This window comes from Nannocystis pusilla, from assembly GCF_026626665.1.
Lineage (GTDB): Bacteria > Myxococcota_A > Polyangia > Nannocystales > Nannocystaceae > Nannocystis > Nannocystis pusilla.
This window is the reverse complement of record NZ_JAPNKE010000002.1, coordinates 8,467,261-8,491,880: the sequence shown is the minus strand read 5'-3', so window position 1 is coordinate 8,491,880 and position 24,620 is coordinate 8,467,261. Positions and strand designations below refer to the sequence as shown.

Genomic DNA, 24,620 nt, shown 5'->3' with positions numbered 1-24,620 from the left:
CGTGCGAGCGCGCACAGGGGTGCTGGCGCGGCGGTTCGGCTCGCTGAAGCTTTCTGGGTGCCTTGACGTCCCGGCCATCACGCGGGGATGCTTTCCCAAAGGCCCGCAGGACGTTCATGACCCGCCTGACCCGCTTCGTCGCCAAGGTTTGTACCGGACTGCTCTTTTGTCTCGCGCTCGCGCCTCAGCAGTCCGAGGCGCACCTGGCGAAGTGGGGGAGCTGGGAGATTACCCACCGGAACTTGATGAAGTTGTTTCCGGAAGCGGACCCCAACGGCTGGCGGATCAAGCGTTACCAGTACTCGGACAGCGAAGTGAAGCTGCTCGAGGCCGAGCTCGGGTTCGAGCTCTATCCCGAGGACAAGCTGCCCGAGTTCTTCATCGCCTCGGACGCGCAGGGCAACTTCCTCGGTGTCGCCATCTTCATCGATCCGCGGACGAAGCCGAAGATCCTCGACGGCGGCATTTTGACTCTCGAAGTCGGGATCGGTGTCAACGCCGAGGGCAAGATCAACCGCATCAAGGTCTACGACTACCGCGGCAACGTCGCTCTCGCTCAGGACGCGTTCCTCAACCAGCTCCGCGGCCGCGAGCTCGACTCCAACTTCAAGATGGGCACCGGCGGCCTCGTCGCCGTCGGCGGCGAGCCGGAAGAGAGCCAGCTCGTCGGCAACGCCGCCCGCGAGGCGCTGCTGCTCATGAAGGTCGCGCTGGGGCGCCGCGACGGCTGAACCGCCGCGCTCGTCTGTGCTAGCGTCACGGGCGATGGCATCGTCCCGCGCGCTCCGTGTCCGCAGCTTCGGCCTCGTGCTCTGTTCGACGAGCCTCGTGCTGTCGCCCGGCTGCCTCGAGGACAACCCCATCGAGCCGACCGACACGGCGAGCACCGAAGATCCGACCGCCGGCACCGGCGAGACGACCGCGGGCGCCGAGGACGGACTCCTCGCGTGCGCGAGCCCGCCCTGCACCGTGCTGGTCGTCAGCCAGACCCTCGACGACCGCATCGACGTCTACGACGTGACCGCGACCCCGTTCCTGCGCGGACGGATCGGCACCGACCTCAAGTTCGACGCCTCCGGCGAGCAGGTCATGGGCAACTTGCTCGACGAGCCCTACGGCCTCTTGCTCGACGGCGACCACCTCTGGGCGGCGATCGGTCACTACCCCGACACCAACCGCGGCTCGCTCCTCGCCTTCCCGCACGCCGCCTTCGCCGACGTCGCGCAGGGCGAGGTGTTCGCCGAGGACAAGTACTTCGGGGCAGGTAAGTTCTCGGCCGGCGTGCTCGACCTGCCGTTCGGCCGCCAGGAGGCCATCTTCCTGCTGCGTCATCCGAGCGGAAAGATCCTCGTCGGCGTGTTCGCCAACGACCTCCGCGCCGCCAGCTGGCCCGAACCCAGCGAGCTCCTCGTCGTCGGTCCGACCGACCTGCGGCCCGAGGCGATCGGCGCGTTCAGCCTCGACCTCGACACCACCCCTTGCAACGGCGGGTGGAAGATCGCCGCCCTCGACGACGCAGTCTCGCGCGTCGCGGTCGCGTGCGACGGCAACGACGCGGTCGCCGTCGTCAGCTTGCCGGGCGACTTCGCCGGCCTCGCCCCGGCCGACGCCGCCGCCGGCATGAGCGCCTGCAGCACCCCGCTGGCGAGCGGCACCGTCACCACGCAGTTCGTCGCGCCCGACGGCGCCGGCGGTCTGCTCGCCGTGCAGTCGCAGATCCTCGAGCCTCCCAAGCTGTGGAGCATCAACGGCAACTGCGGCATCGCCGGTGCTCCCGGCGACGAGCTCCCGCCCGAGCTCGACACCGTCCGCGTCGTGCGCGAGCCGGTGCTGTTGCGCCCGGCGGGCGGCGGTCAGCCGGCGATGTGGCTGCTCGCCAGCGAGACGCCCGCGCCGGGGGTGTTGATCGTCCGCGGCGGCGCGTCGCCGACGGTGTGCGGCCAGGTCAGCGGCATCGACGCGATCGAGGGCGCCGAGAACGCCCCGTTCGCGCTCACGCTCGACAGCACGCGCACGCACCTGGCGATCGGCGCCGGCCCCGTCAGCAACCCGCCGTTCGCCGAGGGCCGCGGGCAGGTCCTGTGGGCCACGCTCGACGTCGCGGAGCTCGACAGCTGCGCAGTCACGGCCACGGAGGTGGTCGACCTGACCGAAGGGACATTCGTGGCGACCGACCCACGCACGTGGGTGCGTGCGCCCAACATGTTGCTCATCGCCGAGCTCGGAGGCTCGTGATGCAGCGGCGGCGTCTCCCGATCTTGCAACCGCGCCTCGAGGGCGGCGACGAAGATCCGCTGGCGCTGCTCCGGGGCGGTCGCTTCGCCCGCTGGTTCGCGTCGTCGCTCGCGGTGGTCGGCCTGTTCTGGATCGTCAGCGACCGCGTCGAGGCCCGCGACACCGCCCACGCCGTCGTCCTCGTCCACACCGCTTTGCAGGCCCCGCCGCAGCCGCCGATCGAAGACATCACGCCGCCGCGGCCTCTTGAGGCCGACGCCCCGACACCGCCGAAGCCGCCAGTGGAGGACATCACGCCGCCGAAGCCGCCGGTCGAAGACATCACGCCTTCACGCGCGCCGCCGAAGCCGCCGGTAGAGGACATCACGCCGCCGAAGCCGCCGGTCGAAGACATCACGCCTTCACGCGCGCCGCCGCCTCCGCCGGTCGAAGACATCACCCCGCCGCGCAAGCCCGGCGAGTCCACCGACGCCTTCGGGCGCAAGCGCACCGGCACCGGCGCGCTCGTGCTCGAGGAGGGCGAGCCGGACGAGTCGGTCGGCTTGCCCGCGCAGCAGCGCAAGGAGATCGCCGGCGGCGGCTTCTTCGACCCCACGGCCTTCGACGACGTCAAGACGGTCAAGAAGAAGGCCTACGTCCACCTGATGCCCGGCATCCCGAACGAGGCCTTCTTCGCCGGCGTCGTGCTCATTCTGCTGCTGTCGTTCAGCCTGTTCGAGCGCCACGGCAGCCGCGACAAGCGGGCGCGCAACTACTGGCACCTCGAGCTCACCAAGTTCGCCTGGCTGAAGCGGGCGATCAAGAGCCGGTGGTTCCAGCCGGCCGTGCAGCTCCCGGTGGTGCTCGCGTTCCTCGGCGTGATCGTCATCGGCCTCATCGGCTCGCAGGAGCCGGGCCGCAACCTCGCGCCGGTGCTCACCTGGAACATCTGGTGGATCGGCCTCATCTTCATGGTGCTGCTGTTCGGCAACCTGTGGTGCTTCATGTGCCCGTGGACCGCGATCCCCGACTGGATCATGCGCCGCAGCTTCACCAAGGTGCGCCCGGTCGCCTCGCTGGCGAAGAAGTACCCGCGCTTCAAACTGTGGATGTGGCCGGCGATCGTGCTGTTCGCCTTCATCACCTGGCTCGAGATCGTGTTCGACGCGGCCAACCGCCCGTGGCTGACGTCGGTGCTCGGCATCTTCATGATCCTGCTGAGCTGGGTGCTCCTGGTCGTGTACGAGCGCAAGGCGATGTGCCGCTACGTCTGCTACGTCGGCCGCGTCTCGGGTCAGTACGCGATGATGGGGATGATCGAGCTGCGCCGCCGCGACAACGACGTCTGCCGCCACTGCCGCACCAAGGACTGCTACCGCGGCAGCCCGCGCGGCTATCCCTGCCCCACGCACGAGTTCATGGGGGCGATGAACGAGAACCAGTACTGCACGCTCTGCACCGAGTGCGTGAAGAGCTGCCCGCACGACAACATCGCCTTGAACCTGCGGCCGAGCGGCGAGGACGTGCTGCACGCCCATCGCTCGCGCTCGGACGAGGCCTACATGGCGCTGCTGATCTTCATCGTCAGCGCCTTCCACGGCGCGGCCATGATCCCGCTGTGGATGGAGTGGGAGAACGCGCTGCGGACCGCGATCATCGAGGGCCAGACCGCGCTGCTCGGCGCCGACGTGCTCGGCTTCGGCGGCAGCCACGGCGGCACGATGACCTTCACGGTGATGATGCTGGCCTGCATCCTCGGCCCCGCGGCCATCTACGCCGCGCTGTGCTGGCTGATGCGCCTGGCCAGCGGCCGCCGCGACATCACCACGCGCAAGCTGTTCGTCAAGTTCAGCTACACGCTGCTGCCGATCGCGCTCTTCTATCACCTGGCCCACAACGCCGTGCACGTGTTCTGGGAGTGGTCGAAGCTGCGGCGCCTGGTCAGCGACCCGCTCGGCTGGGGTCACGACTTCTTCGGCACCGCCCGCGCGCCGCTGACCGCGTTGTGGTCGCCGGAGACGATCTGGTACGTCCAGGTCGCGCTCATCGTCATCGGCCACATCTACGGCATCTACGTCGCGCAGCGCGAGTCGAACCGCCTCTACGCCGATGACCGCCGGGCCGCGCTGCGCGTCCACCTGGTGATGATGGTCGGCATGATCCTCATGAGCCTGCTCAGCCTGTGGCTGCTGGCCCAGCCGATGTTCATGCGCACCGCCGACCTGTGAGGCTGGTCGCGACCCGCTAGTGCTCGACATGTCCTGCGGGACATCTCGAAGCGGGACGGGGTCCGCTCCCCCGCCGGGGCGCGCTCGAGTCCGCCGGACGTGCGCTCGCCAGAGACACGTCCTGCGGGACAAGTCGGTGCGAAGACCTTCCCTTCGAGCCGCGCTCGAGCCCGCCGGTCGTGCGCTCGCCAGATACATGTCCTGCGGGACATGTCGGTGAAGACCGTTCCCTTCGAGCCACGCGCGGGTCCGCGGGACGTGCGCTCGTCAGAGACACGTCCTGCGGGACATGGTGAAGCGAGACGGGCCCGCCCCCCGTCGGGGCCGCCGAACGTGCGCTCGCCGGAGACATGCCCCGCGGGACATGTCGAAGCGAGGCGGGGACTCGTCCCCCGCCGAGGACGCCGCGCGCGTCTCACGAGCCGCGCTCGACGGACATGCGCCCCCGCGTGCCTCGATCAGGGCGGTGCTCAGGCGTGGGCGGGGAACATCTCGTCGAGCTCGCGCACGACGTCGGCGCCCTGGACGCCCTTGGCGAGGGCGAGCTCTTGCACGAGCAACGTCCTGGCCGTGTCGAGCATCTTCTTCTCGCCGAAGGACAGGTCCTTGTCGGCGCGGAGGATGCAGAGGTCGCGCAGGACGCTGGCGATCTCGAGGAGCGACCCGGTCTTGATCTTCTCCATGTACTCGCGGTAGCGCCGGTTCCAGGTGGCCGTCGAGATCTTCTCGCCGCGGCGGGAGAGGACCTCGTAGACCTCCTGGACCTGCACGTCGTCCACGATCGGACGCAGGCCTACCGAGCCTGCGTTCTTCTTCGGGACCATGACCTTCATGTCGTTCTCGAGCACGCGGAGGACGTAGAATTCCATGACGGAGCCGGCGATTTCTCGCCGATCGACGCCAGTGACCTCCGCGACTCCGTGGGCGGGGTAGACGACCTTGTCACCGATGTTGAACTCGCTCATGGAGCGCCTTCAAAGACGGCCCTTCCCAGCCCAAAAGCCGCGAAACGATGGCAAAAAAGCGCAGTTTTGTCAACCTTGGACTGGAGCACGAAGCCAAAAACGGGTGTCCTGGCCATTTGGCCAGGCTGACCTCGCTGGACGCGTGAGTAAATCCACGGAGTGTGCCGGCCTCCGTCCCATCGATCGCTGCATTCTTGAACCCGAACGCCGCTCTCCTATGATGCGCCCCATGTCACCGCGCACCTCCTCGCGCCGCTCTCTGCGCCCGCGTTTTCAGCGGGCCGCGGCCCGGCTCCTCCTCGGCCTCGCGTTCCTCGGCCCGCTGGCGTGCGCGATGACCCCGGATCGATTGCCCCCGCCCGACCGCCAATTGTATTACACGCTGCCTTCCGCCGAGGACAAAGCCAAGTTCCTCAAGCTCAAGGAGACCGAGCGCAAGCCGTTCCTCGAGCAGAAGGGCCTGTGGACGAAGTGGATGGAGCTGTCGCCCGAGGAGCGCGAGGCGGCCCAGCGCGGCGAGGTCAAGGCGGGCTACAAGGAGTTCACCGCGCTGATGGCCTGGGGCGCCCCGGCCGACACGCAGGAGAGCAAGACGCCCGAGCGCAACGTCCGCTTCCACACCTTCATCCGCTGCACCAGCGGGCCGCGCGTCGGTCGCTGGGTCGCCAGCAACCTCGCCTGCGACGGCACCTCCAGCGAGGTCGAGATCGCGGTCGAGAACGGCCTCATCACCGAGGTCAAGTACCTCAACTAGCGGACGAGGCTGTCCGAAGGAACCTGTCGCCCGAGACAGGCGGTGCGCTGGCGCGGGCGCACCGCCGACCACGGGCGAGGCCTCAGCCTGCTCGAAGGAGCATGTCGCCCGAGACAGAGTGCGCCGGCGCGGGCACACCGCCGCCACGAGCGAGAGCCTGCTCAAGGAGCAGGTCGCCCGAGACAGGTCCACGACCGAAGCAGCGGGCCGTCCGGCAGCACGGCCAGGAGTGAACCCTTCGGCAAATTCCTCGCCGTTCGCACGGCAGCGAGCGGACCGTCAAGCGCTCCAACGGAGACAGCGCAGAGGCGCGTGCTCGACTCGGCCCGGACGAGGCGATGGGCCGCCTGTCCGAAAGCGCAGGTCGCTCCGCGTTCGTCGGGGAAGGCGCCGGCGCACGAACTGCCCGCAGGGACAGTTCGCGCGCCGAAACCCGGGGCTCTCTTTTATTGAAAAGGCTGTCCCGAGAGACAGCCGAGCTCAGGCGCGCGCGAGGAACTCGAGGATCGTCGCCACCGCGAAGCCGGAGCCGCCCTCGTCGCACACGCCGAACGGCTTGCGGACCATCGCCGGGCCGGCGATGTCGACGTGGACCCACCGCTGGCCGGCCGTGAATTCCGTGAGGAACAGGCCGGCCGTGATGGCGCCGCCGTAGCGTTCGCCGGTGTTGCGCATGTCGGCGATCGGGCTCTTGAGCTGCTCCTTGAGCGCCTCGGGCAGCGGCAGGCGCCACATCTCCTCGCCGACGCGCTCGCTCGCGCTGGTGAAGAGGTTCGTCAGCTCGTCGTCGCGGGACATCACGCCGGCGCAGCGGGGCCCGAGGGCGACGATGCAGGCGCCGGTCAGCGTCGCGAAGTCGAACATGTAGGTCGGCTGCAGCTTGCCGGCGTAGACCAGCGCGTCGGCCAGCGTCAGGCGGCCCTCCGCGTCGGTGTTGTTGATCTCCACGGTCTTGCCGTTGCTGGCCGTGAGCACGTCGCCGAGGCGGTAGGCGTCGCCGCCGATCATGTTCTCGGTCGCCGGGACGATCGCGTGGACCTCCCACGGCACGCCGAGCTTGGCCGCGGCCTCGAGCGCGCCCAGCACCGCCGCCGCGCCGCCCATGTCCATCTTCATGTCCATCATCGCGTCGCTCGGTTTGAGCGACAGGCCGCCCGAGTCGAACGTGACGCCCTTGCCCACCAGGCACACGCGGCCCTTGGCGGTGCCCTTCGGCGTGTACTGCAAGTGGATGAACTTGGGCCGCTGGGCGCTGCCGCGGGCGACCGCGAGGTAGCAGCCCATGCCGAGCTTCTCGCAGTCCTCGCGCTCGAGGACGGTGAGCCGCACGCCGCGATCGGCGAGGTCGTCGGCGATCTCTCGGGCCACCTCGGCGAGGTAGCTCGGGGTCACGAGGTTGGCTGGCCCATTGACCAGGTCACGCGCCCGCGCCACGCTGGCCGCGACGATCTGGCCGCGCGACGTGCCTTCGCCGGCCGCGGTCTCGCCGAGCACGCGCACGCGCTGCACGGTCGAGGGCTTGCGCTTGGCCTCGCTGAGGTAGCGGTCGTAGCGGTAGGTGCCGAGCGGAGGCCCTGCGCCACGAGCTCGCCGAAGTGGACCGGCTCGCTCGTCGCTCCGAGGGCGCGCAGATCGAGGACGACCTCGGCGACGCCCGCGGCCGAACCCGCACGCACCGCGTCGAAGGCCAGCGTGCGCACTGCCCCGGCCGAGGGCGCGCTCGCGCCGGTGCCGAGGAGCAGCACCTGCTGTGGTTCGCCCTGGTGCTCGCGCAGGAACGAGAACTTCTCCCCCGGTTCACCGCGGAACCGCGCCGCATGGGCCGCGCGCGCCAGCGGAGCACCGAAACGGCGTTCGATCGCCGGACCCGTGTCGCTGCTGGCGACCGCCACCGCGAGCAGATGATGGCCCGTGCCGGCCGCCTCCTGAGAAGTCCACTCGATGCTGAGCATGTCGGCTGTTGTCCCCCACCGCCGCGTCCGCCGCAAGCCGATCGGGGGTCGGCCGGGAAACGGAGGGGACTCACGGAGTAAGTCGCAAAAACCACGCCAGTCGCGCGAATGCACGCAAAATTTCTAGCGAAACGAACACCTGGACCCCTAAGGTGTTACAAGATCGTTCACCTTCCTATAATTGAGTAAAAAGATGTTAATTGGCGTTGACACTACATGCTCTTTATATGTAGCGTTTTGAGTACGTAGCCCCTGAAGGAGGGACCACACGATGCTCACCGACGATACCAACACGAACGCTGCGCCCGAGGAGGGCAAGAAGGCCTCGAAGCGCAAGACCGCCAAGAAGAAGGCGGGCAAGAAGGCCGCCAAGAAGGCGGGCGCGAAGAAGGCCGCGAAGGCCGGCGCCGCCAAGAAGACCGGCAAGAAGGCCGCCAAGAAGGCGGGCAAGAAGGCCGCCAAGAAGACCGGGGCGAAGAAGGCCGCCAAGAAGACCGGTAAGAAGGCTGCCAAGAAGGCCGGTAAGAAGGCCGCCAAGGCCGGTGCGAAGAAGACCGCGAAGAAGGCGGGCAAGAAGGCCAGCAAGCGCTCTGCCGCCGCGTAAGCTGCCTCTCGGGGCCGACCGAGCCCCGATTCGCACGAAAATCGCCGCGAACCTGCCCAGGTCGCGGCGATTTTCATTGGGTCGATGCGCGCGATCGGCGAGCGCCCGCCAACGAGCCGCGCTCTCCCGTCGCGCCCGGCGCAGCCCATGCCGCGTTCTCGCGTCGCGCCCGGCGCAGCCCCATGCCGCGTTCTCGCGTCGCGCCCGGCGCAGCCCCATGCCGCGCTCTCGCGCCTCAAGCGCGGTAACCGAGCCGTCCGAGCTGCGCCCGGCGGCCGATGCGTGAAGCTGAAGACAGGAGAGCGCTGCGGGCGCGAGGCCGAACGGCCCAGAGGTCACAAGGCCTCGATAGCGAGGCGGGCCCGCACTCCAGCGGCCTACGCGCGGCTAGAAGGACGGAGGAGCGCGAGAAACTGCGTCGAGCGGCCTGCGCGCAGGTTGGTGGGCGATCGGGGCCGCGTCGAAGCGGCCCACGTGCGAGCGCCGTGAGCGCGCACCGTGCCCGGAGAAGCCGGGCGCGCGAGAGCGCCTACAGCTCGGCCGCGTCCAGCGCGCGCGCAAAACTGCGCAGGTTGGCGTGAGCGCGTGCGCCGCTGAAGAGGATGGTGGTGTCCTCCAGGGCGTCGGCGTTGGCCAGCGCGAACACCAGACTCTCGGCGAGCGCGCCGCGCAGGCGTTCGGTCGCGCCCGCGGCGTCGATGCGCAGCCACCGGTGCTCGTAGGTCTGCTGGACCGGTCGGCCGGTGCCCTCGAAGGCGGGCACCAACGTGTCGATGGACAGCTTGCGCGCCAGCGCGAGCGTGGCGGCCGGCTCCCACAGCCCGTCGAGCTCCCACACCACGTGCAGACCCTCGGCGGCGCGCGCCTCGGCGAACGCGGCCAGCCGGGCCTGGTTCACCGTGCCGGGCGTGAAGCTCGGCGGCGTGCGCAAAACGACCGTGTCGGCGCCCATCTCCTTGGCGCAGCGCAGGCTCGCGTCCCAGGCGCTCTGGACCTCGGGCGTGTCCTGCAGGTGGCCGAAGCGACGCGCCTCGCCGGGCAGCGTGCGCGTGCCGGTCTCGCGCAGGCCGTCGCTCGCCGCGTGGCTGACGAGGTGCCACACGTACGGCACCACCACGGCGTTCGGATGGACGCTGCGGACCTGCTCCGCGAGCGCCCGCGCGGCCGCGGCGCGCGGCGGGTTCAACAGCGTCGAGCGCAGCACGACGAGCTCGACCGGGTCGCCGGCCTCGTCGCCGGCCTCATCGGAGGGGTCGGGCCGGGCGGGACGCGCGGCGCGGAGAGCGTGCTCGTCCTGAAGGATCACACCGAGGCGGGGCATGGCGGCCGGAGGCTAGTGCGGACGCGCGGCATATACAAGCGCGCCCCGCTGTGTGCTATGGGGCGCCCGTGAAGCTCTTCATCGATACGGCGGACGTGAAGGAGATCCGGGAGGCGGCGGCCATGGGCCTCCTCGACGGCGTGACGACCAACCCGTCCCTCGTGGCGGCGACCGGGCGCGACATGCGGTCGGTGTTGCAGGAGATCTGCAGCATCGTCGACGGCCCGGTCAGCGGCGAGGTGCTGGCGACGACGTACAAGGAGATCATGGACGAGGCCCACGACCTCGCCGCGATCGCGCCCAACATCGTCGTCAAGGTGCCGCTCATCGAGGACGGCCTGCGCGCAGTCAAGACGCTCACCGGCGAGGGCATCAAGACCAACGTGACGCTGTGCTTCTCGCCGATCCAGGCGGTGCTGGCGGCCAAGGCGGGGGCGACGTACATCTCCCCGTTCGTCGGCCGGCTCGACGACGTCGGCCACGAGGGCATGGAGCTGGTGGCCCAGATCGTCGAGGCGTACGCCAACTACGGCTACAAGACCGAGGTCCTGGTCGCGTCGGTGCGCTCGCCGCTCCACGTGCTCGAGACGATCCGGATCGGCGCGCACGTGGCGACCTTGCCGTTCAAGGTCATCCACCAGCTGATCAAGCACCCGCTGACCGACGTGGGCCTGGCCCGCTTCCTCGCCGACGCGGCCAAGATCCCGGCGGCGAAGAAGAGCTGAGCACCTGTCCGTAAGGACATGCGGGTGAGGGGATGCGGAAGATCCGCCAGCACGTCAACCCGCTGAGCGCGCACTTCATGCGAGCGCGCGCGAGCCGGTCGCGCGCCCGCCAGGCCTCGCGGCCGACTGCCCGATCGAGGTCGAGCTCGGCTGCGCCGACGCCGAGTTCAGCTTCGCCCGCGCCGCGGCGCGCCCCGAGGCGCTGATGGTCGGGCTCGACATCCGCGAGCCCTGCCTGGCCCGCAACCGCGTGCGCGCGGCCGACGAGGGCCTCGCCAACCTGCTGTTCGGCTACGTCAACCTCAACGTCGACATCGACCGCGTGTTCGAACCTGCCAGCGTCGACCGCTTCCACCTGCTGTTCCCCGACCCGTGGGTGAAGAAGAGCCACCAGAAGCGCCGCGTCATCGAGCCGGCGCTGGTGGCGTCGCTGGCGGCGCAGCTGCGCCCGGGCGGGGAGCTGCACGTGGCCAGCGACGTGTTCGACGTGGCGCTCGAGATCATGGCGACGGTGGAAGACCCGAGCTGGCGGGCGTGGGGCTCGTCAACCTGGCGGGCCCGTGGAGCTTCTGGCGCGGCAACCCGTTCGCCGAGGCGAGCCGCCGCGAGCAGACGACGCTGCGCCGCCAGCAGCGGGTGTGGCGGGTGCGCTATGTCCGAAGCGACATGTCGATTGCGACAGGTGATTTAAGGCAGGTTTGAAGGGACATGTCCTGAAGGACGTGTCTCGCGGCGCCGTTTGACGCCGGCGAGGCGGCGACGACGAGGCCGGCCGGGCGAGAGGTCGCCCGCCGCACTTGACGAGGGCCGCGAGGAACCGGCGAGGCGGCTGCGACGAGGCAGGGGCCGCGAGGGAAACCGGTGAGGCGCTGCGACGAGGCAGGGCTGAGCGAGAGGTCGCCGCCGTACTTGACGAGGGACGCGAGGAAATCGGCGAGGCAGGGCGAGGGGTCGCCGCCGCACTTCACGAAGGCCGCGAGAGGGGTCGCTCGCGGGCGTGCCGAGCTCGGCAGGGTTCGACGCCCAAGCCGACGCGAGCTCCGAGCTCCGGGGAGCACAGCCGCTCTCGGGTCACCGCGCAGCAGCGTCGCCGCAGACTTTCGACGGGTCACGTGGCGCTCGGGCGACGGGTCATCGACGAAACTCCGCACGTGAGCGTGAGACCTCGCGCTCCGAAGAGGCTGCTCAACCAGGCCGCCGTGCGCGGTCGCAGGACGTATCCCTCGGGCGCGGCGAGGCCGTCTCCTCGGAATGTCGGCGTGCGAGCCGCCGGCGTGCAAAGACAGGTCGGCGCCGTGCATCGCGCCGCACGGCCTTCGCTCCCGCCTGCGTCCGCGGGACTCACCGCCCCCCCGCGCAACCTGACGCGCCCGCAAGCTCGCGGGACGGTACCGCCGAGCGAGCCCGGCCGGGCTGTCTCAAGCGCCAGGCATGAGCGTCTCGATCTCGGGCAGCGGGAAGGCGTCGGGCAGCTCGAGGCACTTGCCGACCCGCTGGGCCTCGATGCGGGCGGCCTGGGGGTCGGCCGCCTTGTCGACGCGCTCCTGGACGGCGTCGACGCACGAGCAGAAGGTCAGCGAGGCGCGGCGGGTGGCGACGTCGGCGCAGGTCGTATGATGGCGCGCGAGGCTCCACGCGAGGAAGGGGTCGCGGCAGTCGAGGAGGGGACCTCGATGGCGAGCACGCACTCGCACAGCTCCTCGTCGCGGGGGAGGACCATGGCCTGCGCGCAGAGGGTTTGCATGTACGCGTCCTCGGCCCGCAGGCGCTGGTCGTAGCTGACGGCGTTGCCCTGGATCATCCCGGCCAGGCCGGGCAGCAGGAACCACGCGATCAGGCCGACGATGGGCAGGCCGACGAGGGCACCGAGCAGCAGGTCCCGCGTGCGTGAGCGTGGTGGGTCATCGAGATCGGCGAGCATCGGCATAAGATCCCCCCGGGATCGTGGCGGATTTTGCGCTGCGGCGGCTGTGGAGGTCCCACAAGGGTCCGATCTCGCAGGCGCTTGGGGCTTGTGAAGCGCGGACGAACCGTACAATACTCAGCCACAGCGCCGGTGCTAGCCTGTCCGGCCCTTCCCCAATGACGGCCATGCTCCGCTCCCGATCGTTCGTCGCAACCGTCCTCGCCGTGGCCATGGTGCCGGTGCCCGGCCTCGCGGCCCCCGCGGCCCCCGCCGCCGCACCCGCGGCTCAGCCCGCCAGTCCGGCCGACGCGCCCCCGCCCGCCGACTCGGTGCCGAGCGACGCGCCGCCCGACGAGGTCCCGACGAGCGACGCGCCGCCCGACGAAGTGCCCGTCGAGGAGCCGAAGGAGGAGCCGAAGGCCGAGGAGCCGCCGCCCGAGACCCCGGAGACGGTCGTCCCCGAGGGCCCCGAGCGCCCGCCCGAGCCGACGCTCGGCAACGGCAAGTTCGAAGCCAAGGGCACCGGACTGATGATCTCCGGCGGCGTCCTGCTCGGCGCGGGCCTCGTCGGCGTCATCACGTCGTACTTCCTCACGCGCTGTCCGGAGGAGCAGATCGAGAACTCCTTCGCCTGCAAGAACCGCCAGCACAACACGTTCGCGGTCCCCGCCACCGGCGCCGCGGCCCTGCTCGGCGCGGTCCTCCTCATCGTCGGCCTGACCTACCGCGCCCGCTACAAGCGCTGGGAGAACTGGGACCCGACCCGCGCCAAGACGGCCTTCCGCCCGAGCTTCACGGCGAACGGCGTCAGCTTCAAGTTCTGAACGCCTCCCGCCCCGCGAGGACGCCGCAGCACCGGCACGGTGCGCGCCGTCCTCGTTCGCGTTTTACGGGGCTGCCAACCGATCGAACTCGAGAACATGTCTGAAGAGACATCCGGCGATTCGCTCCGCGCTTGAGTCCTTCCGGACATGTATCGAAGCGCCGCAGTGAAGGTTCCAGCCTCATGGTCGCAGCCGAGGGCGACCTTGGTGTGGTCGGCGCAGCACAGGCGGTCGCGGCCGAGGACGACCTTGGCGAGTTCGTAGCGGCTCGGGCTCACAGGCCGGTGCTCCGGGCCTTCAGGGACGGTCGCGGCCGATGACGACCTTGGCGAGGTCGAGCAGCAGCTCGAGCTCGTGAGGCTGGGCCCGCTGCGCGACCGAGTTGAGCAGGGCGAGCAGCGTGCTCTCCGGGGATGCAGTGGGCCCGGGCAGGTCCGGCAGGAGCAGGGCCAGCGGCACGCCCATGCCGTCGGCGATCCGCAGCAGCGTGCGCAGGCCAGGGCTGGTGTAGTGCCCGTTCTCGAGCCGCGAGACCATGTCGGACGCGATGCCGGCCGCGCGCGCGACCGACTGCTGGGTCAGCCCGCGCTCCTCGCAGATTGCCCGGATCCGCTGGGCCAGCGCCGCCATGTAGTGGCGCTCGTACTGCTCGCGCGCGATGTCGTAGGTCTCTTCAGACATTTTAAAGGCAGCAGCGAGCGCCGCCGGAGCACGGCGACCGTAGCGTTTCCCGCGCGAGGTCGTGGTCTCTTTGATCATGTCTTCCCGAAGAGGAGGACAGAGTCAGCTCGCGAACTCGAGGCGGCGCGCCTCGAGCACGCGGATGCGGTCGCGGATCCGTGCGGCCTCCTCGTAGCGGAGGGCCTTGGCGAGCTCGACCATCTGCGCCTTGAGCTCGCCGATCCGCGAGTCGAGCTCGCTCGGCAGCAGCTCGCCGTCGGTCAGCGGGCCGAGGCCCACCGGCAGCTCGTTGACGGGCGCCTTGGCCTGCTTGCCGCGCGACGGCGCCGTGTCGGGCTTGGCCTCGGCCTCGAGCGGGTTGATGGCCGCGTGGGTGCTGCGCGGGACGATCCCGTGCTCCTTGTTGTAGGCGGCCTGGACCTCGCGGCGGCGGCTGGTCTCCTCGATGCACGCGCGCATGCTGTCGGTCATGCGGTCGGCGAACATGATGACCGTGCCGTGGAGGTTGCGGGCCGCGCGACCGCAGGTCTGGATCAGGCTCTTGTACTCGCGGAGGAAGCCCTCCTTGTCGGCGTCGAGGATGGCGACAAGGCTGACCTCGGGCAGGTCGAGGCCCTCGCGCAGGAGGTTGATGCCGACTAGCACGTCGAACTCGCCGCGCCGCAGGCCGCGGAGGATCTCCACGCGCTCGAGCGTCTCGACGTCGGAGTGGAGGTAGCGGACGCGGATGCCGAGGTCGCTGTAGTACTCGGTGAGGTCCTCGGCCATGCGCTTCGTCAGCGTGGTGACGAGGACGCGCTCGTTCTTGGCGATCCGGATCCGGATCTCCGCCAGCAGCTCGTCGACCTGGCCGGCGATCGGGCGCACCTGGATCTCCGGGTCCAGAAGACCCGTCGGGCGGATGATCTGCTCGACCACGACGCCCTCGGTCTTGCGCAGCTCGTACTCGGCCGGGGTCGCGCTCATGAAGATGGCCTGGTGGACCCGGCTCTCCCACTCGTCGAACTTGAGCGGGCGGTTGTCGAGCGCGGAGGGCAGGCGGAAGCCGTGCTCGACCAGCGTGGTCTTGCGGCTGCGGTCGCCGTTGTACATCGCCCCGATCTGCGGGATCGTCTGGTGCGACTCGTCGATGACCATCATGAAGTCGGGCGCGAAGTAGTCGATGAGCGTCGGCGGCGGCTCGCCGGGCTTGCGCATGGTGAGGTGGCGCGAGTAGTTCTCGATGCCGGAGCAGAAGCCCATCTCCTCGAGCATCTCGAGGTCGAACATGGTGCGCTGCTCTAGCCGCTGGGCCTCGACCAGGCGGATCTTCTCCTTCAGCTCGACGAGGCGGTCGTGCAGCTCGAGCTTGATGCCGTTGATGGCCTTGCGCAGCTGCGAGGCCGGGGTGACGTAGTGGCTGGCGGGGAAGATCGTGACCCGCTGCATGGTCCCGCGCACCGCCCCGCGGAGGGCGTCGACCTCGCGGATCGCCTCGACCTCGTCGCCGAAGAACTCGATGCGGATCGCCTTCTCGTCCTCGTAGGCGGGGAACACCTCGACGACGTCGCCGCGCACGCGGAAGGTGCCGCGGTGGAAGTCGATGTCGTTGCGCTCGTACTGCATCTCGATCAGGCGCCGCAGCAGCTGGTCGCGGTCGAGGCTCTCGCCGACCGAGACGGTGGCGACCATGCCGTAGTAGGCCTCGGCCGCGCCGATGCCGTAGATGCAGGAGACGCTGGCGATGATGATGACGTCGCGCCGGCTGAGCAGCGAGTAGGTGGCCGCGTGGCGCAGGCGATCGATCTGCTCGTTGATCATCGAGTCCTTCTCGATGAACGTGTCGGTCGACGGCAGGTAGGCCTCGGGCTGGTAGTAGTCGTAGTACGAGACGAAGTACTCGACGGCGTTGTCGGGGAACAGCGCCTTGAACTCGCCGTACAGCTGGGCCGCGAGCGTCTTGTTGTGGGCGAGGATCAGCGTCGGCCGCTGGACCTGGGCGATGACGTTGGCGATCGTGAAGGTCTTGCCCGAGCCGGTGATGCCGAGCAGGTGCTGGTATTTGTCGCCGCGCTGGACGCCCTCGACGAGCTGCTTGATCGCGTCGGGCTGGCCTCCCGCGGGCTCGAACTGGGTGACGAGGCGGAACGGCCGGTCGGCGGCGATCGTCGGCTTGACCGCGCTGGCGAGGTCCCACTCGATGCCGGGCTCGTTGACGGGGACTTGTTCTTTACTGCGGGCGCGGCTGCGGGCCATCGCGGCGAAGATTAGCAGCGGCGTCGGGCGGGGCGAGTCCGCGCGGGTCGTACGAAGCTCACGCGGAAGGACGGCGCTTGAACACGACGAACAGGTAGGCCAGCGAGGGGAACAGCACCAGGCCGCCGATGGCGAGGGCGACGAGGATCGGCGTCAACACCGAGGCCGGGGCGGCCGTGCCGGCGATGGTGTAGCCGGGATAGGCGAGGTAGGGGTACTGCGCGACGGCCCAGCCGACGACGATCAGCGTCACCTGCGCCATGGCGCTCGCGCGCGCGAGGCGGTCGCGGCGGGTCCCCAGGGCGTAGATCGCGACGACGGCGGCGAGGCCGGTGGCGAGGTGCAGCGGGGTGGCCCACGGGCTGGCCGAAAGGTCATGTCGGATCACGGGCGGCGCGACGAGATAGGCCACCAGCGCGGTGACGCCGACGACGACCGCCGAGCCGAGCGCGCGGGCGCGGAAGTCGGCGCGCAGGTCGGGATCGCCGGCCTCGCGGACGAGGTAGACGGCGGCGAGGAAGGCGAACAGCGCCAGGGTGAACAGGCCGACGGCGAGCGGATACGGGGCGAGCCACTCGGACAGGAAGTCGGTGTCGACGAGGCCGGTCACGGGGTCGACGTCGAAGCCGGTGCCGAGCGCGCCGAGGACGACGCCGAGAGTGATCGGGGTGAGCAGGCTGGCGACCGCGAACACGCCGCCCCAGCGCAGGGCCCCGCGGCCGTGGAGCGGGTCGTAGTGAGCGAACACGAAGGCCGAGCCGCGCAGGACGATGCCGACCAACATCAGCGCGAGCGGGAGGTGCAGGGCGGTACAGACGGCGGCGAAGGCGGTGGGGAAGCCGACGAAGAGGAGGACGATCAGGAGGATCAGCCACACATGGTTGGCCTCCCAGATCGGTTTAATAGAATCATCGACGAGCCGCCGCTGGGCGGCCTTGCGCGGACCGGACGCCAGCAGCTGCCACACGCCGCCGCCGAAGTCGGCGCCGCCGGTGAGGGTGTAGAGCACGAGGGCGACGAGCATGACGCCGGCGATCATCAGCTCGGGGGTCATGCGACCTCCTTGGATGGCCGATGGGGCATGTCTTGAGGTGCAGGTCGTGAACAGCGCCCGCGACCGCGAGCCCGCCGGGGCACTTCGCCAGGTGGCTGCGAGGGAATCATCGCGGCGCCTCCGTGGGGAGCTGTTCGTGGGTGTCCGAAGGGACAGGTTGTTTGCGGTCGGCGGCGAACACGACGCGGCGCAGGAGGACGATCACGGTGACGCCGAGGAGGACGTAGAGGCCGGTGAAGGCGAGGAACGGGATGACGAGGTGAGGCGTCGGCGTGACCGCGTCGGCGGTGCGCAGGATGCCTTGAATGATCCACGGCTGGCGGCCGACCTCGGTGACGGTCCAGCCGGCCTCGATGGCGATGACGCCGAGCGGGGCGCTGACGACGAGGAGGCGCAGGTACCAGTCGGGCAGCTCGCGGCGGCGGATCGCGAACGCAGCGCCGAGGCCGGCGACGGCGATCATGGCGAGGCCGCAGCCGACCATGATCTGGAAGGCGACGTGGACGACGGCGACGGGCGGCCGTTCGTCGCGCGGGAAGTCTCTGAGGCCGACGACCTCGGCGTGCGGGTCGCCGTGGGCGAGGAAGCTGAGGAGGTACGGGACCTCGAGGGACCAGCGGGTCTCCTCGGCCTGCTCGTCGGGCCAGCCGAAGATCCGGAAGGGCGCGCCGCGCTCGGTGTCCCAGTGGCCCTCCATCGCCGCGAGCTTGATCGGCTGATACTCGGCGACGTGCTTGGCGGCGACGTCTCCGGTGATCGGCTGGAGCAGGGCGAACGCGGCGCCGACGACGAGGGCGATCTTCAGGGCCGGGCGGTGGAGCTCGGGCCTGACGCCGCGCAGCAGCATGGCGGCGTGGATGCCGGCGACCGCGAAGCCGACGCTGGCGAAGGCGGCGCAGGTCATGTGCAGCACCTCGCTGAAGGCGGCGGGGTTCCACATGGCGGCGAACGGGTCGACGCCGGTGACGCCGCCGGCGGGGCTGCCGGTGAAGCCGGTCGGGGTGTTCATCCAGGCGTTGGCGCACAGGACGAAGGCGGCGCTGGCGGTGCCGGCGAGCAAGACCATGACGCCAGACAGCAGGTGCACGCGCGGCGAGACGCGGTCGCGACCGTAGAGAAAGATGCCGAGGAAGATCGCCTCGAGGAAGAAGGCGAAGCCCTCGAGCGAGAAGGGCATGCCGATGATCGGGCCGGCGAAGGCCATGAACTGCGGCCACAAGAGGCCGAGCTCGAACGAGAGGACGGTGCCCGAGACGGCGCCGACGGCGAACATGATCGCGGTGCCCCTCGACCATCGCTCGGCGAGCTCGCGATAGATGGGCTCACCGGTGCGCTGGTGCAGCCGCTCGGCGATCACCATCAGGAGCGGCATCGCCATGCCGACGATGGCGAACAGGATGTGAAAGGCCAGCGACATCGCCATCTGGGCGCGGGCGGCGAGGAGGTCGGTCATGGTGCCTCGGTTCAAGAGTACGACCGGTCGGGAGTCGAGGCGGCAGGATGTCGCGGGCTTGTGCACGGTCGGCGCGAGGTGCTAAGCCGACGAGATGCGGGCGCGAGTTCCGGCGTGGCGAGGGCTGTACGCGATCCTCGACCTGCCGCACGCGGGTGGGCTCGCGCCGGCGGCGGCGCTGGCCGGGCTGCTCGGGGTCATGGAGATCGGTCCGGAGAAAGCTCCCACGATCGTGCAGTTGCGGGCCAAGCAGGCCGACGCGGCGGAGCGCGGGCGGCTGGTGCGTGAGCTGGCGCCCATGGTCCGCGCGGCGGGAGCCCTGCTGATCGTCGACGACGACGTCGAGGCGGCGACGGCGGCGGCCGACGGGGTCCACTTGGGTCAAGAGGACATGGCGGAGCGGACAGGTGACCGGCCGTGGTCCGAGTGGCTGGCAGAGCTGCGTCGCGCCGCGCCGCCGGGCTTCTTGATCGGGCTGTCGACGCACACGCGGGCCCAGGTCCTGCACGCGGCGAGCCTCGACGTCGACTACATCGGCTTCGGACCGATCCTGCGGACCCGCTCCAAACTCGCGCAGGAGCCCGCTGTCGGCTTCGAGGAGCTGGAGCAGGCGTGCGCGATGAGCCCGCACCCGGTGGTCGCGATCGGCGGCCTCGGAGCCGAGGAGGCGCTGCGGTGCGCACGGGCGGGAGCGGCCGGCGCGGCGATGATCGGCGCGCTGGTGGGTTCGACCCAGGCAGAGGTCCGCGCGCGGGCGACGGAGCTGGCGACGGCGATCCGGCACGCGATTGACGCGCTCGGTCAGCCGTCCAGCCGGTAAGGCGAGCGGGCCGCCCGATCGCTGACGCACAGACCGGCGGTCGTGCCGCGAACTTGCGGCGGCGGCCGATCGGGGGCATCACAGAAGGGTGCAGCTAGCGGGCGATACGGCGGGTAGGGCAGTGCGTCGCATGGCGACGTCCGCCGAGCCCGGTCGCGAGGTGGTCGATGTGTTCGTGGCGCGTCGCCATGTCCGCACCGGCCCCCTGCACGTGCGGCCGCTCGGCGACGTCGACGACCGCTCGGGGCTCGAGACCCGGCTGCCGCTTCTGATCCTGCTCGGCCTCGGCGTGCTCGTCGGCGTGCAGGTCTATCTGGCCGTCTAGCGCCGTTTCGAGCGGGTTCGCGCTGCTCGCTTGGCGCGTCGCCGCGGTTCGCCGACAGCTCGGTCCGCTGGCTCGCGCTCGCGCTTTCACGCGCGGGCGGCCGTCGCCTCGGCTCCTACATGGGCGCGAAGCGGGGTTCGTGGCTCGGGGCTCGCATGAACGAAAGACCCTGTCCTCGCGGACAGGGCCCTGGGAGCATGCGCGTCGGAGCATGTCGCAAGGGACATGGTCCTTGCGACAGGTGACTCAGCTGTGCTCGAGCACGAGGGCGATGCCCTGGCCGCCGCCGATGCAGGCGGCGCCGACGGCGTAGCGGCCGGAGCGGCGGCGGAGCTCGTGGACGAGGTGGGCGGTGATGCGAGCGCCCGAGGCGCCGAGCGGGTGGCCGAGGGCGATGGCGCCGCCGTCGACGTTGGTCTTCTCGCGGTCGAGGCCGAGCTCCTTCTCGCAGGCGAGGTACTGGGCGGCGAAGGCCTCGTTGATCTCGAACAGGTCGACGTCGCTCTGGGCGAGGCCGGCGCGGGCGAGGGCGCCGCGGATCGCCGGGACCGGGCCGATGCCCATGATCGTCGGCTCGACGCCGGCGACGTGCCACTGGACGATGCGCGCGAGCGAGGTGAGGTTGTGGCGCTTGACGGCCTCCTCGCTGGCGAGCACGAGCGCGGCGCCGCCGTCACAAATGCCGGAGGCGTTGCCGGCGGTGACGACGCCGTCCTTCTTGAAGGAAGCGGGCAGCTTGGCCATGTTGTCGAGGTTGGCGTCGCGCCGCGGGTGCTCGTCGACGGCGAACTGGACCGGGCCCTTCTTCGACTTGATCTCGACCGGCGCGAGCTCGGCGGCGAAGCGGCCGGCGTCCTGCGCGGCGGCCCAGGTCTGCTGCGAGCGCAAGCCGTAGGCGTCGCACTCGGCGCGGCTGATGCCGTACTTCTCGGCCAGGTTCTCGGCGGTGATCGCCATCGAGCAGCCGGCGTACGGGTCGGTCAGCGAGGTCCACAGGCTGTCCTCGAGCTTGAGGTCGACGCCGAGCCGGGCGCCCCAGCGCAGGCCGCGACCGACGTGCGGGGCCTGGCTCATGCTCTCGGAGCCGCCGACGAGCGCGATCTCGGCGTCGCCGGCGAGGATGTCGTGGACGCCGCTGACGACCGCCTGGAAGCCCGAACCGCACAGGCGGTTGACGGTGAGCGCCGGGACGGGGATCGGGACGCCGCTCTTGAGGCCGACGTGGCGCGCGAGGTAGATCGCGTCGGCCGAGGTCTGGGCGACGTTGCCGAACACCACGGTGTCGACGACCTCGGGGCTGACGCCGCCGGCCTGCAGCGCGGCCTTGGCGGCGACCACGGCGAGGTCGGTCGCGGTGAAGTCCTTCAGCGCGCCGCCGAAGGTGCCGAAGGGCGTGCGCTTGGCCGCGACGATGTGAATGGCGCGAGAGAGTGGCTTCTTGGTCATACGTGGGCTCGTTGCTCGAAGTATGCGGGAGGGGTGCAGACCGCGAAAGGTTGAGCATCCTCACGGTTTGCGCTTCAATCACGGAGGTTGCTGCTCTCGATCGTCATCGCGGCCTCGACGCTGCTCGCCTCGCCCGCGCCACCGTCCACGCCGGAGCCGGCGCCCGCGCTCGGCAGCGTGTCCGTCGCTCCGCCGAAGTCGACGCTGCAGCGACTTGAGGTTCCGCAAACCCCCGCGAGCGCGACCCCGCCGCGCCCGTCGGCGCGCGAGAGGCTGCGGCGGTACCTCACTCGTCCGGTGGCGCGCTCGGTCCGCTACCTCGATCACGGCGTGATCGGGGTGGGCGTGGCGCTGGGGCTGCCCGAGATCTATCGCGTCGAGCTGCAGCTCGGGCTGTTCGACCACGTGACGCTCGGGGCGACCGCACACTGGCTTCCGGGACAGGTGCGGCCGAACTGGTCGCCGAAGGCGGCGGTGGCGTTCTGGCGCGGGCGCCTGCTCGAGGTCGGGGCGTTCTATCAGCAGGTGCTGTACCCGCCGACGCGCGACGACGGCGACCCGATGACGATCGAGTTCCAGCGCAAGGCGCAGTACCTGATGGCCAGCGTGAGCCTGTCGCAGGCGTGGCTGACCGGCGGCTTCGACATCGGCTGGGCCCGCGGCCGCGAGGCGCAGGCGCTGCTCACCGGCGAGGACCTCCAGAACGGCACGGCCTTCGTGGTCCGCGACCGCCTCGGCGGCGGGCTGCACCTGCGCTTCGGCACCCGCCGCGTCGGCGTGACGATGCAGGGCTGGTACCCGTACCTGGCGGCCGAGCTGGTGCTCGACGTCCGCTTCGGCGCGTTCGAGATGCGAAGGCGCGGCGGCTGGCGCGAGCTGTGAGCTGTCCCCGGGGACAGCTCACAGAAGATGTCCCGAGGGTCAGGCGCGGAGGCGGGCGACGCCGAGGCGCTCGGCGTGCTTGAGCAGGCGGAGGGTGGCGGCGACCTGCCGGGCGCGGAAGTTCTCGTCGAGCTGGACGCCGAGGCGGTCGAAAAGCTCGTGCTGGCTGGTCGTGCGACCGACACGGGCGGTGATCTGGTCGATGGAGACGTCGACGAGCGGGATCGGCGGACCCGGCTGCGGGTCGCTCAGGTACTCGGGGTTGATGCACGACGAGACGTCGTTGGCGGTCGCCATGCGGTCGTTGAGGGCGGCGATGCCGAAGCGACGCATGAGGGTGGCGCCGATCGAGCAGTGCTCGAACTGAGTGCTGACGACGCAGCCCTTGCGCACGCGCGGGCCGATGACGAGCGAGGGCACGCGGAAGCCCATCTGGGTGAACTCGGGCTCGTCGTCGACGGTGGTCGGCGGCGGGACGTGGTCGTAGAAGCCGCCGTGCTCGTCGTAGGTGATGATGAAGAGGGTCTTCTCCAACCCGGACCCTCGGCGAGGGCCTTGTAGATCGCGCCGATCAAGATCTGGCCGAGCTGGATGTCGTGGTCGGGGTGGTCGTCGTTGGAGGTGAAGCCGGGGTCGATGATCGTGAAGTTGGGCAGCGCGCCGGCGGCCGCGTCGGCGAAGAAGCGGTCGAGGTCGTTGGGGTTCGTCAGCGCGTCGAGGCTGAAGCCGTCGATGCCGTCAGCCAGCTTGCCCCACACCGTCGGCACCAGCGGGAAGGCGCCCGCGACCCACGGGACGTCGGTGAAGTAGATCCGGCTCGATACGCCGGCGTCGTCGCAGGCGTGCCACAGGGTCTGCAAGAAGGGCGAGGGGAAGTTGCTCTTGCCGCCGTCGGAGCTGCAGGCGTGGACGTAGTAGCGGTTCGGCCAAGTCGGGCCCATGACCGAGCAGAACCACCGGTCGCACAGGGCGAAGTTGTCGGCCAGCGCGTAGAGCACGGGGATCTGCTCGCGCACGTGGTAACCCATGACCTGCTCGCCGTAGCCCGGGTTCTTCTTCTCGTTCTCGAACACGAAGCCGTTGCAGTCGCCGAGGTTGAACTGCGTGTGGCACTCGTCCCACTCGTGCGGCGGATCTTGCGGCTGGAACTCGTCGAGCTTGAAGACGGTGACGTCGCCGAGGCCGATGCTCGGGTTCCATTCGTCGCCGTTCAGGCCGTCCACCACGCGACCCTCGAGGAAATCGAGCGAGCCGAAGTAGTGGTCGAAGGAGCGGTTCTCCATGACGAGCACGACGACGTGCTCGATGCCCGCGAGCAGCTCCTCGGGGCTGAGATCGCTCTTGGCGCACTCGCTGACCGGCGACTCGGTGGTCGACTCGCCGGTGCTGTCGTCGCCGGTCGTCGTCGTGGTGTCGTCGCCGGTGGTGCTCGAGCCGGTGCTGCCGGTGTCGCTGTCGCTGCCGCCCGACGTCGTCGGCACGCCAGTGGTGCTCGAGACGTCGCCGCCGGTGGTCGTGGTGCCGGTCGATGGATCGGTCGAACCGCCGTCGGTGGCGCCGCTGGGCCCGCTGCCGTCGTCGCCGCAGCCGAACGCAGTGCCGCCGACGAGCGCGCCGATCGTCTGCAGCGCGCGTCGTCGGGAGAACCGCGTACGGGCGGCCCGCAGGTACTTCTTCGTCATTCGCCGGCGAGACTACCGCCTCGATCCGCCGACCGACAGGCCCGCTGAGGCCGCTCGCTGGAGCTACGCGAAGATGTCGCGACCGCGTGTCGTCGGGAGGCGGCGAGCGCGGCGCCGCGCGAAGGGAGTCGTCGCGCGCGCTCGAGCAGGGGCGAAGGGTCGGCGACGACGGCGCAGCGCTAAAAGGTGAAGTGCTGCGAGACGATGTCCTCGTTCTCGATCAGCTTGGCCGTGGGGCGGGGCTTGACGACGGTGGGTACCGGCACGCCGGCCGCATCCAATTTTTCCGCAATAATCTCTTCGAGATACCCGCTGACGCTGAGGCCGGTGGACTCGCAATAGTCCTTGAGCCGCTGATAGGTGATGCCCTTGACCGAGATGCTCCTGCGGGTCTGTCGCTTCGCCATGCTGTCCTCCCTTCGCCTGGTGGCTCCTGCTCTCCAGCCTCTACGTCAAGCGCTCTCCGCACGCAAGGCCCATTCCACACTGCCCTAGGATGCGCGAGAGGCGCAACCCGGTAGAGGCTGCCATCATGACAGTCAAGTATAG

Annotated in this window: 21 protein-coding genes and 3 pseudogenes; 11 read left to right on the top strand and 13 right to left on the bottom strand. The window is 70.1% G+C overall.

The genetic code is table 11. From position 1 onward, the window contains the following. Positions 1-116: 116 nt before the first annotated feature. The 3 genes from OV079_RS37495 to OV079_RS37485 are packed head-to-tail and all read left to right on the top strand — an operon-like array spanning position 117 to position 4,442. On the top strand, positions 117-731 hold the full coding sequence (locus OV079_RS37495; protein ID WP_267774408.1) for a hypothetical protein: 615 nt from the start codon (positions 117-119) through the stop codon (positions 729-731). Positions 732-765: 34 nt separating this feature from the next. After that, complete coding sequence (locus tag OV079_RS37490; protein ID WP_267774407.1) at positions 766-2,235, top strand: hypothetical protein; 1,470 nt, start codon at positions 766-768, stop codon at positions 2,233-2,235. Positions 2,236-2,258: 23 nt separating this feature from the next. Next, on the top strand, positions 2,259-4,442 hold the full coding sequence (locus OV079_RS37485) for a 4Fe-4S binding protein (protein ID WP_267774406.1): 2,184 nt from the start codon (positions 2,259-2,261) through the stop codon (positions 4,440-4,442). A 470-nt stretch (positions 4,443-4,912) separates the two neighbouring features. Here OV079_RS37485 and OV079_RS37480 read toward each other — a convergent pair whose 3' ends face one another. Next, a complete protein-coding gene (locus OV079_RS37480) occupies positions 4,913-5,407 on the bottom strand; it encodes a CarD family transcriptional regulator (protein WP_267706439.1) in 495 nt (164 codons plus the stop codon). A gap of 229 nt (positions 5,408-5,636) precedes the next feature. On the opposite strand from OV079_RS37480, the gene OV079_RS37475 reads away from it, so the two are divergent. Then, entirely contained in the window at positions 5,637-6,161 is a 525-nt protein-coding gene (locus OV079_RS37475) for a hypothetical protein (RefSeq protein WP_267774405.1), read from the top strand. 480 nt (positions 6,162-6,641) lie between these two features. On the opposite strand, the pseudogene OV079_RS37470 reads toward OV079_RS37475, so the two are convergent. Continuing rightward, positions 6,642-7,727: pseudogene (locus tag OV079_RS37470) on the bottom strand (leucyl aminopeptidase); the annotation flags it as partial. A gap of 17 nt (positions 7,728-7,744) precedes the next feature. Next, positions 7,745-8,113 (bottom strand): annotated as a pseudogene (locus OV079_RS59255) (M17 family peptidase N-terminal domain-containing protein); the annotation flags it as partial. A gap of 271 nt (positions 8,114-8,384) precedes the next feature. Between OV079_RS59255 and OV079_RS37465 the strand changes: the two are divergent. Continuing rightward, the gene (locus tag OV079_RS37465) at positions 8,385-8,717 is read left to right on the top strand and encodes a hypothetical protein (RefSeq protein ID WP_267774404.1); all 333 of its coding nucleotides are present in this window, start codon (positions 8,385-8,387) and stop codon (positions 8,715-8,717) included. Between the two features lie 529 nt (positions 8,718-9,246). Here OV079_RS37465 and OV079_RS37460 read toward each other — a convergent pair. Then, positions 9,247-10,038 (bottom strand): hypothetical protein, encoded by a 792-nt coding sequence (locus OV079_RS37460; RefSeq protein ID WP_267774403.1) that lies wholly within the window; start codon positions 10,036-10,038, stop codon positions 9,247-9,249. 68 nt (positions 10,039-10,106) lie between these two features. Here OV079_RS37460 and fsa point away from each other — a divergent pair, with 68 nt between their 5' ends. Together fsa and trmB are read left to right on the top strand one after the other, a co-directional pair. Continuing rightward, positions 10,107-10,763 carry a fructose-6-phosphate aldolase gene (fsa, locus tag OV079_RS37455; protein WP_267774402.1) on the top strand — a complete coding sequence of 219 codons (657 nt, stop codon included), beginning with the start codon at positions 10,107-10,109 and terminating at the stop codon, positions 10,761-10,763. A 133-nt stretch (positions 10,764-10,896) separates the two neighbouring features. Then, positions 10,897-11,454: a tRNA (guanine(46)-N(7))-methyltransferase TrmB gene (gene trmB / locus OV079_RS37450; RefSeq protein WP_267778744.1), complete on the top strand. Its 558-nt coding sequence runs from the start codon at positions 10,897-10,899 to the stop codon at positions 11,452-11,454. 882 nt (positions 11,455-12,336) lie between these two features. Here trmB and OV079_RS37445 read toward each other — a convergent pair. Continuing rightward, positions 12,337-12,684, bottom strand: a complete 348-nt coding sequence (locus OV079_RS37445) for a hypothetical protein (RefSeq protein ID WP_267774401.1) — start codon at positions 12,682-12,684, stop codon at positions 12,337-12,339. Between the two features lie 170 nt (positions 12,685-12,854). Between OV079_RS37445 and OV079_RS37440 the strand changes: the two genes are divergently transcribed. Then, on the top strand, positions 12,855-13,493 hold the full coding sequence (locus OV079_RS37440; RefSeq protein ID WP_267774399.1) for a hypothetical protein: 639 nt from the start codon (positions 12,855-12,857) through the stop codon (positions 13,491-13,493). A 297-nt stretch (positions 13,494-13,790) separates the two neighbouring features. Here OV079_RS37440 and OV079_RS37435 read toward each other — a convergent pair whose 3' ends face one another. From OV079_RS37435 to OV079_RS37420, 4 genes are all read right to left on the bottom strand, one after another. After that, positions 13,791-14,174 (bottom strand): helix-turn-helix domain-containing protein, encoded by a 384-nt coding sequence (locus tag OV079_RS37435; RefSeq protein ID WP_267774397.1) that lies wholly within the window; start codon positions 14,172-14,174, stop codon positions 13,791-13,793. Positions 14,175-14,276: 102 nt separating this feature from the next. Continuing rightward, positions 14,277-16,409 (bottom strand): excinuclease ABC subunit UvrB, encoded by a 2,133-nt coding sequence (gene uvrB, locus OV079_RS37430; RefSeq protein WP_267774396.1) that lies wholly within the window; start codon positions 16,407-16,409, stop codon positions 14,277-14,279. 58 nt (positions 16,410-16,467) lie between these two features. Next, entirely contained in the window at positions 16,468-17,463 is a 996-nt protein-coding gene (locus OV079_RS37425) for a cytochrome d ubiquinol oxidase subunit II (RefSeq protein ID WP_267774394.1), read from the bottom strand. 106 nt (positions 17,464-17,569) lie between these two features. Next, complete coding sequence (locus OV079_RS37420) at positions 17,570-18,916, bottom strand: cytochrome ubiquinol oxidase subunit I (RefSeq protein ID WP_267774392.1); 1,347 nt, start codon at positions 18,914-18,916, stop codon at positions 17,570-17,572. A gap of 94 nt (positions 18,917-19,010) precedes the next feature. On the opposite strand from OV079_RS37420, the gene OV079_RS37415 reads away from it, so the two are divergent. After that, positions 19,011-19,736, top strand: a complete 726-nt coding sequence (locus OV079_RS37415; RefSeq protein WP_267774391.1) for a thiamine phosphate synthase — start codon at positions 19,011-19,013, stop codon at positions 19,734-19,736. Between the two features lie 130 nt (positions 19,737-19,866). Further along, positions 19,867-20,061 (top strand): hypothetical protein, encoded by a 195-nt coding sequence (locus OV079_RS37410; RefSeq protein ID WP_267706467.1) that lies wholly within the window; start codon positions 19,867-19,869, stop codon positions 20,059-20,061. A 246-nt stretch (positions 20,062-20,307) separates the two neighbouring features. Here the strand turns inward: OV079_RS37410 and OV079_RS37405 are convergent, their stop codons facing one another. Continuing rightward, positions 20,308-21,507, bottom strand: coding sequence for an acetyl-CoA C-acetyltransferase (locus tag OV079_RS37405; protein WP_267774390.1), 1,200 nt, complete (start codon positions 21,505-21,507; stop codon positions 20,308-20,310). 297 nt (positions 21,508-21,804) lie between these two features. On the opposite strand from OV079_RS37405, the gene OV079_RS37400 reads away from it, so the two are divergent. Next, positions 21,805-22,389 (top strand): hypothetical protein, encoded by a 585-nt coding sequence (locus OV079_RS37400; RefSeq protein ID WP_267774389.1) that lies wholly within the window; start codon positions 21,805-21,807, stop codon positions 22,387-22,389. 39 nt (positions 22,390-22,428) lie between these two features. Here OV079_RS37400 and OV079_RS37395 read toward each other — a convergent pair whose 3' ends face one another. From OV079_RS37395 to OV079_RS37385, 3 genes and pseudogenes are all read right to left on the bottom strand, one after another. After that, on the bottom strand, positions 22,429-22,686 hold the full coding sequence (locus OV079_RS37395) for a hypothetical protein (RefSeq protein ID WP_267778895.1): 258 nt from the start codon (positions 22,684-22,686) through the stop codon (positions 22,429-22,431). 78 nt (positions 22,687-22,764) lie between these two features. Beyond that, positions 22,765-23,672, bottom strand: a pseudogene (locus OV079_RS59250) (alkaline phosphatase family protein); the annotation flags it as partial. A 578-nt stretch (positions 23,673-24,250) separates the two neighbouring features. Continuing rightward, positions 24,251-24,478, bottom strand: coding sequence for a hypothetical protein (locus tag OV079_RS37385; protein ID WP_224197245.1), 228 nt, complete (start codon positions 24,476-24,478; stop codon positions 24,251-24,253). Positions 24,479-24,620 lie beyond the last annotated feature (142 nt).

Bases quoted from the DNA above. Each gene is read 5' to 3' on its own strand.
- OV079_RS37495 (WP_267774408.1), top strand. From the start codon at position 117: ATGACCCGCCTGACCCGCTTCGTCGCCAAGGTTTGTACCGGACTGCTC.
- OV079_RS37490 (WP_267774407.1), top strand. From the start codon at position 766: ATGGCATCGTCCCGCGCGCTCCGTGTCCGCAGCTTCGGCCTCGTGCTC.
- OV079_RS37480 (WP_267706439.1), bottom strand. From the start codon at position 5,407: ATGAGCGAGTTCAACATCGGTGACAAGGTCGTCTACCCCGCCCACGGA.
- OV079_RS37475 (WP_267774405.1), top strand. From the start codon at position 5,637: ATGTCACCGCGCACCTCCTCGCGCCGCTCTCTGCGCCCGCGTTTTCAG.
- OV079_RS37465 (WP_267774404.1), top strand. From the start codon at position 8,385: ATGCTCACCGACGATACCAACACGAACGCTGCGCCCGAGGAGGGCAAG.
- OV079_RS37460 (WP_267774403.1), bottom strand. From the start codon at position 10,038: ATGCCCCGCCTCGGTGTGATCCTTCAGGACGAGCACGCTCTCCGCGCC.
- OV079_RS37445 (WP_267774401.1), bottom strand. From the start codon at position 12,684: ATGCTCGCCGATCTCGATGACCCACCACGCTCACGCACGCGGGACCTG.
- OV079_RS37440 (WP_267774399.1), top strand. From the start codon at position 12,855: ATGCTCCGCTCCCGATCGTTCGTCGCAACCGTCCTCGCCGTGGCCATG.
- OV079_RS37435 (WP_267774397.1), bottom strand. From the start codon at position 14,174: ATGTCTGAAGAGACCTACGACATCGCGCGCGAGCAGTACGAGCGCCAC.
- uvrB (WP_267774396.1), bottom strand. From the start codon at position 16,409: ATGGCCCGCAGCCGCGCCCGCAGTAAAGAACAAGTCCCCGTCAACGAG.
- OV079_RS37425 (WP_267774394.1), bottom strand. From the start codon at position 17,463: ATGACCCCCGAGCTGATGATCGCCGGCGTCATGCTCGTCGCCCTCGTG.
- OV079_RS37420 (WP_267774392.1), bottom strand. From the start codon at position 18,916: ATGACCGACCTCCTCGCCGCCCGCGCCCAGATGGCGATGTCGCTGGCC.
- OV079_RS37415 (WP_267774391.1), top strand. From the start codon at position 19,011: ATGCGGGCGCGAGTTCCGGCGTGGCGAGGGCTGTACGCGATCCTCGAC.
- OV079_RS37410 (WP_267706467.1), top strand. From the start codon at position 19,867: ATGGCGACGTCCGCCGAGCCCGGTCGCGAGGTGGTCGATGTGTTCGTG.
- OV079_RS37405 (WP_267774390.1), bottom strand. From the start codon at position 21,507: ATGACCAAGAAGCCACTCTCTCGCGCCATTCACATCGTCGCGGCCAAG.
- OV079_RS37395 (WP_267778895.1), bottom strand. From the start codon at position 22,686: ATGGCGACCGCCAACGACGTCTCGTCGTGCATCAACCCCGAGTACCTG.
- OV079_RS37385 (WP_224197245.1), bottom strand. From the start codon at position 24,478: ATGGCGAAGCGACAGACCCGCAGGAGCATCTCGGTCAAGGGCATCACC.